The 17,221-nt window shown below is 38.9% G+C and carries 15 protein-coding genes; all 15 read left to right on the top strand.

Features of this window, described 5'->3' with window-relative positions:
• Positions 1 to 61: 61 nt before the first annotated feature.
• The 15 genes from KO505_RS05805 (at position 62) to KO505_RS05735 (ending at position 17,211) form a co-directional block, all read left to right on the top strand.
• On the top strand, positions 62 to 499 hold the full coding sequence (locus KO505_RS05805) for a DUF2802 domain-containing protein (RefSeq protein ID WP_216054508.1): 438 nt from the start codon (positions 62 to 64) through the stop codon (positions 497 to 499).
• Between the two features lie 183 nt (positions 500 to 682).
• Positions 683 to 1,450: a flagellar basal body rod protein FlgF gene (locus tag KO505_RS05800; RefSeq protein ID WP_216054507.1), complete on the top strand. Its 768-nt coding sequence runs from the start codon at positions 683 to 685 to the stop codon at positions 1,448 to 1,450.
• 22 nt (positions 1,451 to 1,472) lie between these two features.
• On the top strand, positions 1,473 to 2,261 hold the full coding sequence (flgG, locus tag KO505_RS05795) for a flagellar basal-body rod protein FlgG (protein ID WP_216054506.1): 789 nt from the start codon (positions 1,473 to 1,475) through the stop codon (positions 2,259 to 2,261).
• 18 nt (positions 2,262 to 2,279) lie between these two features.
• Positions 2,280 to 3,002 (top strand): flagellar basal body L-ring protein FlgH, encoded by a 723-nt coding sequence (flgH, locus tag KO505_RS05790; RefSeq protein ID WP_252731656.1) that lies wholly within the window; start codon positions 2,280 to 2,282, stop codon positions 3,000 to 3,002.
• Positions 3,003 to 3,011: 9 nt separating this feature from the next.
• Positions 3,012 to 4,106 (top strand): flagellar basal body P-ring protein FlgI, encoded by a 1,095-nt coding sequence (locus tag KO505_RS05785; protein ID WP_216054505.1) that lies wholly within the window; start codon positions 3,012 to 3,014, stop codon positions 4,104 to 4,106.
• Positions 4,107 to 4,152: 46 nt separating this feature from the next.
• On the top strand, positions 4,153 to 4,563 hold the full coding sequence (locus KO505_RS05780; RefSeq protein WP_216054504.1) for a hypothetical protein: 411 nt from the start codon (positions 4,153 to 4,155) through the stop codon (positions 4,561 to 4,563).
• A 211-nt stretch (positions 4,564 to 4,774) separates the two neighbouring features.
• The gene (gene flgJ, locus KO505_RS05775; RefSeq protein WP_216054503.1) at positions 4,775 to 5,845 is read left to right on the top strand and encodes a flagellar assembly peptidoglycan hydrolase FlgJ; all 1,071 of its coding nucleotides are present in this window, start codon (positions 4,775 to 4,777) and stop codon (positions 5,843 to 5,845) included.
• Position 5,846: 1 nt separating this feature from the next.
• Positions 5,847 to 7,859 carry a flagellar hook-associated protein FlgK gene (gene flgK / locus KO505_RS05770; RefSeq protein ID WP_216054502.1) on the top strand — a complete coding sequence of 671 codons (2,013 nt, stop codon included), beginning with the start codon at positions 5,847 to 5,849 and terminating at the stop codon, positions 7,857 to 7,859.
• Positions 7,860 to 7,869: 10 nt separating this feature from the next.
• Positions 7,870 to 9,381: a flagellar hook-associated protein FlgL gene (flgL, locus tag KO505_RS05765; protein WP_216054501.1), complete on the top strand. Its 1,512-nt coding sequence runs from the start codon at positions 7,870 to 7,872 to the stop codon at positions 9,379 to 9,381.
• A gap of 314 nt (positions 9,382 to 9,695) precedes the next feature.
• Positions 9,696 to 11,237, top strand: a complete 1,542-nt coding sequence (locus tag KO505_RS17520) for a flagellin (protein WP_216054500.1) — start codon at positions 9,696 to 9,698, stop codon at positions 11,235 to 11,237.
• Positions 11,238 to 11,605: 368 nt separating this feature from the next.
• A complete protein-coding gene (locus KO505_RS05755; protein ID WP_216054499.1) occupies positions 11,606 to 13,186 on the top strand; it encodes a flagellin in 1,581 nt (526 codons plus the stop codon).
• Positions 13,187 to 13,355: 169 nt separating this feature from the next.
• The gene (locus tag KO505_RS05750) at positions 13,356 to 14,918 is read left to right on the top strand and encodes a flagellin (protein ID WP_216054498.1); all 1,563 of its coding nucleotides are present in this window, start codon (positions 13,356 to 13,358) and stop codon (positions 14,916 to 14,918) included.
• 104 nt (positions 14,919 to 15,022) lie between these two features.
• A complete protein-coding gene (locus KO505_RS05745) occupies positions 15,023 to 15,469 on the top strand; it encodes a flagellar protein FlaG (RefSeq protein WP_216054497.1) in 447 nt (148 codons plus the stop codon).
• 36 nt (positions 15,470 to 15,505) lie between these two features.
• Positions 15,506 to 16,930 carry a flagellar filament capping protein FliD gene (gene fliD / locus KO505_RS05740; protein ID WP_216054496.1) on the top strand — a complete coding sequence of 475 codons (1,425 nt, stop codon included), beginning with the start codon at positions 15,506 to 15,508 and terminating at the stop codon, positions 16,928 to 16,930.
• Positions 16,930 to 17,211 carry a hypothetical protein gene (locus tag KO505_RS05735; protein ID WP_216054495.1) on the top strand — a complete coding sequence of 94 codons (282 nt, stop codon included), beginning with the start codon at positions 16,930 to 16,932 and terminating at the stop codon, positions 17,209 to 17,211. The genes fliD and KO505_RS05735 overlap by 1 nt, the downstream gene beginning before the upstream one ends.
• The last annotated feature ends 10 nt before the right edge of the window (positions 17,212 to 17,221 follow it).

Below are 17,221 nucleotides of genomic sequence, written 5' to 3'. Positions count from 1 at the left end.
TTTATTAATTTAAGGCAGCTATCGCTGCCTTTTTTATTCTAATATTAAAAATGGTTTTATCATGTATTGGCCTGCAATAAACAGTGTTGTTATCTTATGTTTTGCTATTGTTATTATTTTAGCGTTTAGTCAAATTATACGTCGTTTAGCCGACAAACAAGCCGATATCGATGTACTGAAAAAACAGTTAGATGAGCAAAACGACAAAATAACAATATATGAAAATATCACCAACCGACAGCAGCAGCAGATAACTGATATCAATAAAAACCTAAACGCTTGTTTAGCTCCACTTGAACAATTAGAAGCCCGAATTGAAGAAGTAGCAAGCTCGACTCAATTATTGCAAAGTAATATTGACTCAGAATCCAGTGAACATAAGTTGTATGGTCGAGCTAAGAAAATGATAGAGATGGGCGCAGACATTGATGAACTCGTTGTTGAGTGTGAAATTCCTCGTGCAGAAGCGGAACTATTAATTTCTATTTATAAAAAATAAGTAATTTACATCAACATATTTATACATTTCACAGAATCAGTCTAGCTTAATCTATCCCTAGGTTATAAGCCTTTAAATACGATACAGATCTATAACCCTTCCAAATTTCATATCCTTTGGCACGTTTAGTGCAATCTCAAAACAACAGTAATAATCACGTCGAAATATTGACAGGGGACACCAATGGACAAGCTTTTATATGTATCCATGTCCGGAGCTAAACAAAACTTAATTGGCATTTCAATGAATGCTAATAACTTAGCCAATACCCGAACAGCCGGTTTTAGGTCTGATTTTGAACAACAGCGTTCTATGCAGGCATTTGGTGAAGGTTTACCTACACGGGTTTTTGCAATGACTGAACGTCCCGGCTCTAATATGGATCACGGTTCAATTTCGACGACAGGCCGAGACTTAGATATTGCGGTATCTGGTAGAGGTTGGTTAGCTGTACAAGATAAACAAGGTGACGAAGCTTATACACGAGAGGGTAATTTACAAATTACCAACGACGGTATGTTAACGACGGCAAAAGGAACACCAATCATAGGTGAGAATGGGCCTATTATTATCCCATTACCTATAGAAAAAGTCGAAATAGCTGGAGATGGAACCATCACTGTGAGACCACAGGGGGCACCTGCAAACTTCCTCGAAGTCGTTGACCGAATTAAATTAATAGAACCACCAACCGACGGCGCATTAACAAAAGGTGCGGATGGTTTATTTCGTTCTAAAGAATCAATTTTATCAAATGAATTATGTAGCTTTTGTGAAGCATCGCCAAATATCGGCATTGTAAGTGGCGCGTTGGAAATGAGTAACGTCAATCCTGTTGATGAAATGGTGCAAATGATATCTCACCAGCGCCAATATGAATTGCAAATAAAAATGATGACCAAGGCTGAAGAAGTAGATAAAAGCCAAGATCAGTTATTACGAATTGTATAAAAGAATTAATTAGGAGACTTCTATGCATCCAGCATTGTGGATAAGTAAAACGGGTCTAGACGCCCAACAAACAGATATAGCGGTTATTTCTAATAACTTAGCGAATGCGAGTACGGTTGGGTTTAAGAAAAGTCGAGCAATATTTGAAGACTTGTTGTATCAAAACATCAATCAACCAGGTGGGCGCTCTTCTCAAGATACGGAAATGCCCAATGGTCTAATGGTGGGTGCTGGTACAAAAGTTGTAGCTACTCAGAAGAATTTTTCGCAAGGTAACATGACCACCACAGATAATAGTTTAGATTTCATGATCCAAGGAAATGGATTTTTTGAAATACAACGTCCTGATGGCACCTTGGCTTATACCAGAAATGGGCAGTTTTCTATTGATGAAAATGGTCGTTTAGTCACATCTGGTGCGGGCTTCCCATTACAGCCTGAAGTTAATATTCCTGAAGATGCACAGTCAGTAACTATCTCACAGCAAGGTGAGATCAGTGTTCAAATTCCTGGCCAAGGCGCTGGTGTGGCAATAGGGCAGTTAACCATTACTGACTTTATTAACCCTGCTGGTTTAGAACCAATTGGACAAAACTTATTTACTGAAACTGGAGTCAGTGGTGCGCCTAATCAGGGTAACCCTGGACTTGATGGTTTAGGTATTGTTGTTCAAGGCGCATTGGAAACATCGAATGTAAATGTAACGGAAGAATTGGTAAACATGATTGAAAGTCAACGAGTTTATGAAATGAACTCAAAAGTTATTTCAACAGTAGATCAGATGCTTAGCTTCATTACTCAGCAACTTTAATCGAGTAGGAAAATAATTATGAATCAAATTTTTCAACAACGACTAATCAAAAATATGAACCGTTGTGGGCGTTTAATCTTAGTAACCGGGCTTGTTAGTTTTTTGACGGCTTGTGCTGTGAACCATAACGTTGAAAAAGAAGATCCATTTTTTGCTCCGATTATGCCAGAGATACCTACAGAAGACGTGGTATCTACCGGTAGTTTATACCATACGGGTTGGTCTAATGGATTGTATTCAGATACTAAGGCTAGGCGTGTTGGCGATATTATAACGGTATTGTTATTGGAAAATACTCAAGCGTCAAAAACAGCAAAAACCGAAACTAAAAAAGAAACGGATGCGAGTCTGTCGCCTTTAGTTGGTTTAAATGGACTGGCTCCTACCATTGGTGGAAATACTTTAGAGTTAGGGCTTGAGTCCGATGGCAATTTTAAGGGCGATGCTAAATCAAATCAAAGTAACAGTTTAAACGGCAAGATCACCGTACATGTGTTGAGAGTATTACCTAATGGTAATTTAATCATACGCGGTGAAAAGTGGTTAACACTTAATACAGGGCAAGAATTTATACGTATTACCGGTATTGTTCGCTCAGAAGATGTAGCGTCAGATAATACAGTCGAATCGACACGAGTGGCTAACGCTCGTATTTCTTACAGTGGTAAAGGCTCTTTAGCTGAAACTCAAGAAGCGGGTTGGTTAGCGAGCTTCTTCATGAGCACAGCGTGGCCGTTTTAGGAATACGATATGAAAAAATTACTATTAAGTTTATGTTTACTCACTTTGATCATTTCGCCGATAGCTGAGTCTGTTCGGATAAAAGATGTGGCCATGGTGCAAGGTATTCGTACTAATCACCTAGTTGGTTACGGATTAGTGGTGGGTTTACCAGGTACTGGTGAATCAACTCGGTATACCGAACAAAGCTTTAAAGCTATGTTGGCTAATTTTGGTATTCAATTACCAAGTAGCTTAAAACCTAAAATTAAAAATGTTGCAGCCGTTGTGGTAAGCGCTGAACTTCCAGCTTTTTCAAAACCAGGTCAAACCATTGATATCACGGTGTCATCCGTAGGTAGTGCAGCAAGTCTGCGTGGCGGGACATTATTACAAACCTTTTTAAAAGGTGCGGACGGTAATATTTATGCAGTCGCTCAAGGTTCGTTAGTGGTTGGAGGATTGGGAGTGCAGGGGCTAGATGGTTCTCAAGTTGTCATTAATACGCCAACAGTAGGAAGAATACCTAATGGAGCTTCAGTGGAGCGAACGGTACCAACGCCTTTTGGCAATGGTGATTACATTACTTTTAATTTAAATGAACCTGACTTTACTTCGGCAAAAAGGTTATCTGACACGATTAATAATTTGGTTGGACCTAATACGGCTAATCCAATAGATGCTGCATCAATAAAAGTATTAGCTCCAAGAGACATCTCACAGCGAGTTGCGTATTTATCGGAATTAGAAAATTTAGAATTTAAACCAGCAGATGCATCCGCAAAAATAATTGTCAACTCACGTACAGGTACCATAGTGATTGGTAAAGATGTGCGGCTAAGAGCTGCCGCTATCACTCATGGCAGTTTAACGGTCACCATTGCAGAGAATCAGCAGGTCGATCAACCAGAGCCATTTGCTAATGGTGAAACGGTTGTAACCAATCAAACCATCATAGATGTCGCTAGAGACGATACTAGAGCGTTTGTATTTGACCCAGGTGTCAGCTTGGACGATCTTGTTCGCGCTATTAATCAGGTGGGCGCAGCGCCTGGTGACTTGATGGCAATTTTAGAAGCATTAAAACAAGTAGGTGCTATTGACGGTCAACTGATTGTTATTTAACAGCTATTAAAACGTAAGAAATAACTAGAAATAAAGGGGAATAGTTATGAATTTTGCAAACACACTTGTTACCAACGTAACAGCAAACCAGGATACTAACATTGCCGTTTTGGAAATGTTAGAAATGGATACTAACCAAGAAGTACAATATCATGTTTATGAAGTTGCCTTCGCAGACAAAAAGATATTCTGCTGTTTATCTGGTGGTATCATTGCAGACAATGAAATTCAATTTACACCAATTGGCTTAGGTGCTTTTGAAGCAATGACTAATATTAAAACAGAAGTTGAGTTTGAATATTTTGCTGACGAGATTAATAAAGCCAATGGCAGTATTTCAGATCAAATTGAAGAAATTTTCACCCGCGTTCCAAATAACGCACGTGTATGTCTAATTGGTGACATTACAGGTGAATTAAAAGATGAGTTAAGTAAGTATTTTAAACTACTTCACTAATCGCATTGAACCCTTCTGATGAACCTGTCTACTCAGGCAGTTTTCATCAGGGGATTTCATTTTATATAACCACGTAAAACCTTCCTTGAATTTAATCATTGTTTTGTAAAATCCCGCGCATTTCCATCATTAAAAACCACCTAATTAACATCTTGGCTCAGTTTTTGATATATCCCATTATCGAATAATTGGAAAGTCAAAAGAATGTCAAATGAGTAAGATCGGCGATATTAACAACCACCTTGATTTAACTGGCCTACAGCAGTTAAAAGCACAGGCAACGAAAGATCCAGAAAGTAAAGAGGCGCTTAAACAAGCGGCAGCTCACTTTGAATCTATCTTTATTGGCATGATGTTAAAATCAATGCGTCAAGCTAATGCTGCATTTGAACAAGACAATCCAATGAATTCCAATACTACTAAGTTCTTTCGTGATATGTATGATCAACAATTGGCGACAGATATGGCGTCAAATGGCAGTATGGGACTTGCTGATATCATTGTTAAACAATTAAGTAATGATACTGAGAATTATAAAGCGGCAAGTACATTAAGAAATAACGCAGATTTAACTAGGCAATCATATTACCTAGACAATAAACCAACACAAACACTAACAAATGCAAATACCGATACGGTATCCAAACCTGATTCTCTGCTAAATGATTTTAATAAAGTCATTGATAAAGGCTTTTCGGCTATTGGCTCTGAAAAACCAGTGGCATCAGAACTCAGTCAAACCCAACATAAATCCAATAAGGCGCCGGTTAACTTTGAGTCTCCAGAGCACTTTGTAGATTCATTGTGGCAGTTCGCTAAGAAAGCCGCGAGCAAAATTGGTGTTAATCCAGCAGTTATCATTGCTCAATCGGCGCTTGAAACCGGCTGGGGGCAGCACATCATAAAAGATAAACAAGGTGAGTCTAGTTTTAATTTATTTAATGTCAAAGCGCACAGAGATTGGGATGGTGAAAAAGCCGCACAATCAACCCTAGAATTTGAGAAGGGGGTTGCGGTTAGAAAAACGGAACCATTTAGGGTTTATAATAACTTCACCGAAGCGTTTGATGACTTTGTAAACTTTCTTAAAAGTAATTCTAGATACGAAGGTGCTTTAGAAAAAGCAGCTGAACCGGAACAATTTTTGCAACAGCTACAAAAAGCGGGATATGCCACAGATCCAAAATACGCAGATAAAATCATTGGCATATTAAATAGCAGTACATTCAAAGATGTTGTTGGCAAAGTTATACAGTCAACGAACAGCAAGGTAGGGGCATAACATGGCAGGTGGTATTTTAGGTACAGGCGTATCTGGATTAGCAGCAGCACAATATGGTTTAGATACCACAGGTCACAATATCGCAAACGTAAATACCGAAGGGTACAGCCGTCAGCGTGTTGAAACCGTGTCCACTGTTGGTAACGCTTTTAGAAGTACATTTTTGGGTAACGGTACTCAACTTTCAGCAATCGAAAGAACGTTTAATGAATATAACTTTAAAGAAGTTATGTTCAACTCGTCGCAGTTTGAATATAACAATACCAATTATGTAAATGCTTCAAGAATAGATAATTTATTAGCGGATCCTGATACCGGCATCACTGTCACATTTGAAGAAATGTTTGACGGTATTAACGGTATTGTTGAAGAACCAACAATTATATCTGCACGTAATGTACTCATTGGCCGATCAGAAACGGTGGCTAATCGTTTTAATACACTATTTGAAGAAGTTGGTTTACAACACTTAGGTGCGATTAACGAAGAGATCCAAACATCTGTCCTAGAAATCAATTCAATGACTGAAGAAATTGCCTTCTTAAATACCAAAATTCAAGTTGAAAATGCAGTTGGTAGCCAGGGTTTTCCACCCAATGATCTATTAGATAAACGTGATTTGTTGTTAAAACGGTTAAGTGAAAAGATCCAAGTAAAAACCATTGAGTTACAAGACGGTACGATGAACGTAACTGTAGGGCAAGGTATAACGTTAGTGACGGGGGGAATTTCAATTCCGTTGTCGGCAGAAAGAAATGAATTTGATAGTAACATGATGGAAATTGGTATTTCTGCCAATTCAACGACTGAAAATAAATCAATTATCACCAATCAATTAGATGGTGGTTCATTAACCGGCTTGTTTGATACCCGAGACAACATGATACTGCCAGCTATACAAGAGCTAGGTAAATTAGCAATTGCAATTGCAGACAGTTTTAATCGTCAACAATCATTAGGTTTAGATTTAAACGGGGATGCGGGACAGAATATTTTTAGAGATATTAACGATCCTCAGGATGTATTAGCAAGAACGTTAAACTCATCAAATAATACAAATAAGACTAATTTTGAACTGTACATCAGAAATACTGAGCAGTTAACGTCTCAAGAATTTGATATGGAATACGATGGGACAAATCTTGATATCTATGACGATGCCGGTAATTTAGTACAACAGTTTGACCCTGCCGATATTGCTGCAATGTCAGCAGGCACACAGTTGATTATAGGTGATACAGGATTAGCGATGGCTATTGATGTTAATCAATTATCCGCTGGTGATGAGTTCAGACTGAGACCAACATATTATGGTGCTAATCAAATAGAAAGCATTATTGACGATCCTGAAAAAATAGCGGCAGCTGGAAATCCATTAGATATTGCGGAAGTTAATAACCCAAACAACGTTAAATTTAATTTATATGAAATAACCGGTAACTCTAGTGTGGCACCTGGACCTTTACCAGATGATTCAATTAGCATCGAAATTGATGCAACAGGTACAACATATCAAGTTCTGGACTCTGGCGGTGCGGTAATAAGTGGCCCATCGGCAATACCTGCAGACCAAATAATAGATGACCCAATCACGGGTATCCGTTTTGAACTTGAAGGTGTGTTAGCCGGAAGTGAGGTGTTCACAGTAACCCATGCTGATAATCCGGGGGTGAATGAAACTAAAGCGTTTGGCCCAGGTAACAATGAAAATATTTTAGCTATGTTAGCGTTTCAATCCGATCGAAGAATGGATGGCGGAACCAATAGTTTTTCTGAAGCTTATGCTGATCTTGTAACGTCAGTGGGTGTGGAAACTAAAAGTCGAGCAATATCAGCAGATTCTTTTGGGACTTTGTTGTCAGGTGCAGAACAAAGGTTAGCGGGTATCCAGGGAGTAAACCTTGATGAGGAAGCCGCTAATTTAATTCAATATCAGCAATCGTATGCGGCAGCAGCTCGAATAATTACGGTTGCTCGTGAAACTTTCCAAACGCTGTTATCGGCAGCGGGTTAGGGAGTAAATTATGACTAGAATTGCAACGGCTAACTATTTTGCAAGAAACATGGCGAGCTTACAGTTGAGACAATCGAATTTAGATCGTGCTCAAATGGAATTATCTACCGGTAAACAAATCATAAAACCGTCAGACGATCCAACCGGCTCGAATTCGATGATACGTTTGCGTCAAGAAATAGAAGTGTCTAATCGTTATATCGTGTCTCAAGAATCTGCGGAGCGTTTTAATTTAACCAGTGAATCAGCAGTGGCCAGCATGACTGATGTGATCTTTCGTGCTGAAGAGTTGATGTTGCAATCCATCAACGGAACAATGGATAAAAATAGTTTGGCGGCAATTGCAGAAGAGTTACAGCAACGTTTAGAGCAATTTGAGGGGTTAACTAATACAACTAACGCGAATGGTGATTTTATATTCTCGGGATTTCAAACCAATACACAAACCTATGAAGTTGATGATTTTGGTTATCGCCAATATCAAGGTGACAGTGGACAAAGAGAAGTGTTGATTGCTGCGGGTTTTAAAGTCAAAGTTGGCGATCCGGCAAGTCAATTTATCGAAAATGTACCTTCAACATCTGCGTCATATGTGCCAACAGCCAATGCCGCAAACCTGTCAAGCTCGTCAATTTCTATGGGATTTGTCACTCAATCTGCAGAATATGAACGTGCAGCACAGAATGCGCCATTTACGGTGAATTTTATTGCTGGAGCGGGCGCTGGGCAGGTGAGAGTTGAAGTGTTAGATAATGGCGGAGCCGCTATTCCGTTAGAACCAAACAAGTCTAATTTTTTAGACATTACACCGGGCGATAAAGTACAGTTTAATGGAATTGAATTTTCGACCCAAGCGAATCCAGCTCCTGTCGCAGGCGATTCATTTCAGTTTGATAGCTCATCAAATACAAGTGTCATGTGGACTTTGCAAAGAGCCATTGATGCGATGGGAATGGTCAGCTCTAGTTATACTGGCTCGCCAGATATAACAAATGCGTCAACGGCAACATTAACGGGCGGAAATATAGTGGACCCTGCCGTTGGCCATACAATTGATGATTTCACCGTGAACATCTTAGCTGGCGGATTATATGAAGTGTATGACAGTGCAGGCTCTTTAGTAGAAGGTCCTAGTGATTATACTAATGATAATAAAGTCACCTTTAATGGGGTGGAATTTGATGTTGGTGGCGTACCCGCAGCTGGAGATGTTTTTCACATTGATAGACCTGACTCACAAGCTAGAACTGACTTAGTTAGTGATTTATTAACTGAATTAAAGTCTGGGTTGACGACCGTTGATAACACTCGTTCATCAATGGGCGCTCGTTTAAATGCGATTGAAGTTGAAATGTCAGCCCAATATCGTTTTCAAGAAGTCACTAAATCAACGTTGGCGAATATTGAAGAAATTGATATATATGAAGCCATCACTAATTTAGAAATGTCGAAAACTGGACTGCAAGCATCACAGCAAAGTTTTGCAATGATGCAAAAATTATCATTGTTTGATTATATCTAATCATTATTAAGGACTTAGGGGTATTTAAACTAAGTCCTTATTTAAAATTTGGCGTCAAATTGCCGCCATCCTTCCCAATTTTGCCGATAACACAAGTTATTAAAAATCCTACTAACAAAGCCTATATTTCCACCACATCTCTAGTGTTAATTTTTAATACCCTTGTAAGTCATTGAATATAGTCGTTTTATTGAATTCCTTTGTAATTATTCTTAATAAATAAGTTTGACAAATAAGTTGGCACGTAAGATGCAAATCGTAGTTTGGAGAAAGAACTTTAGGTTATTTATCTATAAAGTTCTAAGGAGAAAACAATGGCATTATTTGTAAATACTAACGTTGCGTCAATTAACGGCCAACGTAACTTAATGGGCTCAACAAACGGCCTTGAAACCTCGATGAATAGATTGGCATCGGGATTAAGAATTAACAGTGCACGAGACGATGCGGCCGGTTTGCAGATTTCAAATCGATTAACATCTCAAATTAACGGTCTTAATGTAGCAATGCGAAATGCAAATGATGGCATTTCAATGGCTCAGACTGCAGAAGGCGCGATGCAAGAATCAACGAATATCTTGCAACGTATGCGTGATTTATCTATCCAGGCGGCAAATGCCACCAACTCAACAGTAGATAGAAAAGCACTACAAGAAGAAATTATTCAGCTTAAATCTGAATTAGACCGAATTGCGAATACCACAACATTCGGTGGACAAAAATTATTAGATGGTTCGTTTGGTGTTCAACAATTCCAAGTAGGTTCACAAGCAAATGAAACCATAGCAATATCTATTAACTCGGCTCAAATCGATGATCTAGGTAGTGCAAGATACAACATGGCAGGCTCAAACCTTGCCGCTTCGGCAAATACTACATTAGGTTCCGCTGTTGATTCAAATAGTCATTTAATGGCTACAGCAGCTGAAACATTAACTATTGCGGGTATTAATACTGGTCAAGTATCTATCGCACAAAATGATTCTGCGGCAAATATCGCCTCTAAGATAAACTCAATATTTAATACAACTGGTGTAAATGCAGATGCTAAAACGGTATTACGTTTAGAAAACTTTGCAAATGCAGCTGCTGGTGATGGTATTAGTTTTGATTTATCCAACGGTACTGCAACGGAAACCATTTCATTTACAGCTACCGGTGTAGTCGAAGATGATTTGCAAACGTTAGTGAATAAAGTTAATGAAAATGCGGCTGTATTAGGTATAGGCGCTGTATATGATGCCGCATCTACATCTATTATCATGACCTCGGAAGCGGGCGATAATATTGGTATTACTAATTGGGCTGATTCTGGCGGTGGCGATGCGACTGCTGATATTCAAGGTCGCTCTTATGCGGATGACCAAGACGTTGGTGCTGCAGTAACTTTAGATGCTGGAACGCCTGCAGATACAGATGCGACTGTAAAAGGTCAATTACAAATGGACAGTACGGTATTGTTCAGCATAAGTTCAAATACGGCTAATAGCGATTTATCCGGTTTACCTGGCGCAAATGATTTGGCACAAGCCGTTGAAGTATCAATTGAAACTATAGATGTGACAACCGCAATTGGTGCTCAAGATGCAATTGCGATTATTGATGGCGCTTTAAGTAAAATCGATAGAAATCGTGCAACATTAGGTGCGGTCCAAAATCGTTTACAATCAACTATTCGTAACTTAGCAAACATTGTTGAAAACTCTTCTGGTGCTAGAGCACGTATTAGAGATACAGATTTTGCTCAAGAAACTGCTGAATTGACTCGTAACCAGATCCTTCAACAGGCGGGTACTTCAATCTTGGCTCAGGCTAATCAGTTACCACAAGCAGCATTGTCACTTCTCCAGCAATAACGCTTGGTATTTAGCTTTAAAATATCCATTTTGTTTTCTCATAAAAAAAAGCCTTGTTTTTACAAGGCTTTTTTATTGCCGATCAGTAAAAAGTTGCCGTATTTGGCACTTGATTGCCGTTTATTATCTGCCGTTATATTTGTAATTAAGTTTGTTTTTATAGCTTTGATAGTCAAAGTTGAAAAAACGCATCCCCTTATGGATAAACGCTTTGAAAAGAACTTTTTGTTATAAATCTAGATTACTTTAACTAACTGGCACACTACTTGTATTGATATCAATAGGCGAATTAAAGTGCTGCCCGAAACCTTTTTAGGGTTCAGTGCTTGATTTCATATTATAGAAATCATACCAATCAGGAGAGTGTGATGGCGTTATTTGTCAATACTAACACTGCCTCCCTAAACGGGCAGCGTAATTTAATGGGGGCTTCAGGCGGCCTTGAAACTTCAATGCAACGTTTGGCTTCAGGCCTTCGTATAAATAGTGCGAAAGATGATGCCGCAGGTTTGCAAATATCAAATCGTTTAACATCTCAAATTAATGGCTTAAACGTCGCTATTCGAAATGCTAATGATGGTATATCAATGGCTCAAACGGCTGAAGGTGCGTTGCAAGAATCAACAAATATACTTCAACGTATGCGAGACTTATCTATCCAAGCAGCAAATGCGACTAACTCGACTGTAGACCGAAATGCGATCCAAGAAGAAGTAGTGCAGTTAAAAGCAGAGCTTAATAGAATTGCAGATACAACTACCTTTGGTGGCTCTAAATTATTAGACGGTTCATTTGGTAATCAACAATTCCAGGTGGGTGCTCAAGCAAACGAAACGATAGGTCTAGCCTTTAACTCTGCACAAACAGATGACTTAGGTAGTGCTCGATTAACGTTGCAAGGTTCTCAAATGGGTGCTGTATCATCAAATGGTGCTGATGCTGCAACGGCCGTCGCTAACTTAAACTTAGGTGCGACCTCTGAAAACTTAATTATTGACGGTGTTAATTCTTCAACCGTTGCTATAGGTCAATCAGATAGTGCGGCAACAATGGCGGCTAAAATTAATGCAGAATTTAATATAACCGGTGTTAAAGCTGATGCTCGTAACACAGTTGTATTAGAAAACTTTGCTAATTTAAATGCTGGTGATGGTGTAAGTTTTGAGTTTTCAAACGGCGATCCTTCTAAATCTTCAACAGCAACAGAGATTATCTCTTTCACCTCTACAGGTGTGTTGACTGATGACATGCAACTTCTTGTTAATAAAATTAATGAGAAATCTGCAGTTATGGGGATAGGTGCAGCGTTTGAATCAACGGGTGATACAACAGGTGCTTTACCTGCCATCAAACTTACTTCAGAAGCTGGTACTGATATCGTTATCGCGGAATTAGCCGATGATGATGCATCAGGTGCTGGTAATGCGGCAAGTTTTGATGTTATCGGTCGCAACTATGATGATTCTTCATTCGTTGGTACTGCCGTTACGGTTAGTTCTGCTGCAGCGGGCACTGATTCAATTGCAGTTCGTGGTCAAATTCAATTAGATAGTACTATTGGCTTTGGTGTGACAAGTTCTGCAACAGCTGAAATATTAGGGTCTGGAACCACGGCAAGCCGAGCCTCTGAAATTACTATTGATACTGTTGACTTAACGACAGTGGAAGGTGCCCAATCAGCGATTAATGTAATTGATGGTGCATTGGCGAAGATTGACCGTAACCGAGCAACGTTAGGTGCGGTACAAAATCGTTTAAACTCGACAATCAATAATTTGTCTTCTGTTGCCGAAAACTCATCAGCAGCTCGTTCAAGAATTAGAGATACAGACTTTGCAACTGAAACAGCTGAGTTAACTCGTAACCAGATTCTACAACAGGCTGGTACGACAATTCTTGCACAGGCTAATCAGTTACCACAAGCTGCTTTAAGCTTACTTGGTGGTTAATTAGTAAAAAAAATTAATCAGTTAACTGTTTGAAAAGCGGCAATAAAATGCCGCCTTTCGGCAGTTTTTGTAAAAAAAACATAAAATTTATTAAAGGAGCAAAATAAAGCGCCGATATAGCTAGTGACTGAAAAATAATTCAACCCGATTCGCGGGGTAGGAGAACATCATGGCTTTAACGGTAAATTCAAATCCAGCCTCAATAAATGCTCAGAATAAACTATCTGGCGCATCAGGTGGCCTATCAACATCAATGCAACGTTTAGCATCTGGTCTTAGGATCAACAGTGCTAAAGATGATGCTGCTGGTTTACAAATCTCAAATCGATTGACTTCACAAATCAACGGCTTAAATGTAGCGGTTAGAAATGCAAATGACGGCATTTCTATGGCACAAACAGCTGAAGGTGCGTTACAAGAATCGACTAACATATTACAACGTATGCGTGACTTAGCTGTACAAGCTTCGAATGCCACGAATACAACAGTAGATAGAAAAGCAATCAATGAAGAAGTAACACAGCTTAAATCTGAACTAAACAGAATAGCAGATACTACGACATTTGGTGGTCAAAAATTATTAGATGGTACATTTGGTAATCAACAATTCCAAGTAGGTGCTGATGCAAGCCAAACTATTGGTTTAGCAATTAACTCATCTCAAACAGATGATTTAGGTAGTGTACGTACAATGTTACAAGGTAGCGTGATGGGCCAAAATGGCGCAGCTAATGCAACTGACGCTGCCGGTGCGATAGCACAACTTAATTTAGCTACGGCTTCAATGAACTTATCAGTGTTTGGTGTAAATGACGCCGACATTAATATAGGTCAATCTGATAGTGCTGCTACTATGGCATCTAAGATTAATGCTGAATTTAATACAACGGGTGTTAAAGCTGATGCAAGAACGTCAGCTATTATTGAAAACCTAGCTAACATTGAAGCTGGAGACGGAATTAGCTTTGAGTTGTCAAATGGAGATCCAGCAAATGGCGCTTCTACAGCAACTATCTCTTTTAGTGCCTCTGGTGATGCTGCTACCGATATGCAAACATTAGTTAATAAGATTAATGAAGTTGCTTCTGAAACGGGTATTGGCGCTAAGTTTGAATCAACAGGTAACACTGGTGGAACCGGTTTAGCAATCGCATTAACCAGTGAAGCTGGTAATGACATCGTTATTTCTGACTTTACGGATGACTTAGGTGCAGGTGCTAATGTAGGTTCTATCACAGTAACTGGTCGTAACTATGATGGTACAGAGAATGCAGCGGCAACAGGGATTGCAATAACTAATACGGATGACTCTGTAGCTGTACGTGGTCAAATTCAGCTAGATAGTACACTTGGATTTAAAACTAGTGCTACTGCTGCTGAAATAACGACTGCTGCAGGTGTGACGTTAGCTGAAGAGCAATCAATCGACAGTGTTGATTTAAGATCGACTGCAGGTGCTCAATCAGCAATATCAATTATTGATGGCGCGTTAGCTAAAATTGACAAAAACCGTTCTACTCTAGGTGCTGTACAAAACCGTTTGAGTTCAACAGTGAACAACTTAAGTTCAATTGTTGAGAATTCATCGGCAGCACGTTCACGAATTCGTGATACTGACTTTACGGTTGAAACTGCTGAGTTGACTAAGAACCAAATCTTACAACAAGCAGGTACTTCAATCTTAGCGCAGGCTAACCAATTACCACAAGCCGCGTTGAGTCTGTTAGGTTAATAGGTTCGATAGCCTAGGTCTGACCTAGGCTATAATAACCTTAGTGATTAGAACCAATATCAGTTTACCTTGATGTTGGTTTTAGTGTTTAGGAGGATGGTAGAATGAGTGATTTAATTTCAAATACAGGTATTACGAATTCGGTTGTATCCGAAATGGTAAACAAAAAATCTGAAAAATTGAATAACGATGACGTTCAAACCAATCAAAGTGAAGCTGTAAAAGTTGAGTCAAAACAAATTGATAAAACGATTGCAGAAGCACACACGGAAAAACGATTAGCAGTTAAAGAATTAGAAGACGCCGAAGAACAGAAAGCCATAGAGGAAGTGGCGTCAAAATTGCAAGATTTTGTTAATTTGATCGACAAACAATTACAGTTTCGAGTAGATGATGATTCAGGTCGTCACGTAGTGACTGTTTCTGATAAACTGAGTGGTGACGTCATTCGTCAAATACCTTCGGAAGAAGTATTACGTCTAGCTAGAAACTTATCTGATCTAGCAGATACAGCAAATCGTTCTGGTAAAATTATCGTTACTGAAGTTTAGCCGGAGTGTTTAACGTTATAATTTGAGGTACTTAAAATGGCAACTATATCATCCCCTGGTATCGGCTCTGGCTTAGATGTAACAGGTATTGTTACAGGCTTAGTTCAAGCTGAACAAGTTCCTTTTGAAGCTCGAATTAAAGATCAAGAAGACACAACAACTAATAAAATTACCGCTCTTGGTAGTCTTGTAAGTGCAGCTGCTGCATTTGAAGATGCTGCTGCAAAATTAAACTCTAGTTCTTTATTTGAAGTAAATAAAATTACTGGCTCCAACGACTACTTTACAACATCGGTGGATTCTACTGCCGTCGCAGGAAGTTATTCTGTAGAAGTAAAATCTCTAGCTCAAGGGCAAAAACTTGCCTCTCAAGGGTACGCTTCGGATGATTTTGTCGGTTCAGGTACAATGACGATCGATGTCAACGGTGTTGATATGGAACTAACGTTTGATGGTACTGAGACACTGTCAGACATGAAAGACATGATTAATGATGCGCAAGATAATCCGGGGTTATACGCTTCAATTATTACCGATGATGACGGTCAACATTTAATTTTAAATTCTAGAGAAGTAGGTAAAGACAACGCGATTTCAATTTCGGTGATTGATGACGATGCGGATAATACCGACTCATTAGGTTTATCGGCATTTTCGTTTTTAGATCCTAATGCAGATCCTGATTCACCAGCGCCAGTTGGCAATAATATGAATCAAACGCAAGCCGCATCAGATGCTGTTATCGTTATCGATGGCGCTTTAACAGTAACGCAAAGTAGTAACGTATTTAAAGACGCCATAGAAGGCGTCACTATCATTGCGAAAAAAGTTAATGACGAGAACGATACAAATACGATATCCGTATCTCAAGACACTTCACAAGTTGGCTCTGCTCTGGCTGATTTCGCAGCGGCTTATAATACCTTTCTTGAAACCTCGGTTACTCTTGGCCGTGTAAATACGGACTCTGGTATTGTTGGACCCTTAGTTGGTGAATCGATACTCAGAACATTAACCTCACAAGTCCGAAATGTGTTAAGTGAAACTATCGATTCCCAAGGAGGAGTAAATAGTTTAGCCAGTTTGGGGATTACATCGAATCGAGAAGGCTTGTTAGAAGTTGATGAATCGGTGTTAGCCAATCAAGTAAATGATAATTTCGAGGATGTTAAAGCATTATTTGTTGGTGACAATGGCATCATGAATAAGTTAACAGATTCATTATCTGGTTATACGGGCGGTGGTGGTGTTATTCAATCTAAAATTGATAGTTATAAGTCTACATTGGACCGATTATCGATTGAGAGAGAAACCTTTGCTGAAAAAATGACAGCTCTAGAAGCTAGGTTGTATACACAGTTTAATACGATGGATTTGTTAGTTGGACAATTAAATTCAACTGGTGATTATTTACAAGCTCAATTAGATAACTTACCAGGTGTAGTAAGACAAGATAACTAATGACTGAATTTAGTGATTTAGAAAAAACCTTTAACACAGCGATATCTACTGGTGACGTTGAGGAATTACAACAGGTATTAGAATCGTTCGATAAAAAATGCAAACAGTTAATTGAGCAAGAAACGGATCAAAATACTAAAAAAGCATTAATAAATACATGCATGCAACGCCAACAAAATTGGCAAGAAAAAATAATTGAATTAAAAGCAAAAGTTAAAAGAGAATTGGCCGATATAAAATCAAACGGTAAAAAAATTCAGAAATATCTGACCTCTTATTAAGGTAAATTAT

The sequence above is a fragment of the Psychrosphaera sp. F3M07 genome (assembly GCF_018860345.1).
Lineage (GTDB): Bacteria > Pseudomonadota > Gammaproteobacteria > Enterobacterales > Alteromonadaceae > Psychrosphaera > Psychrosphaera aquimarina.
Note: the sequence above shows the minus strand (reverse complement) of the source record. Positions and strands in the feature narration are given on the sequence as shown.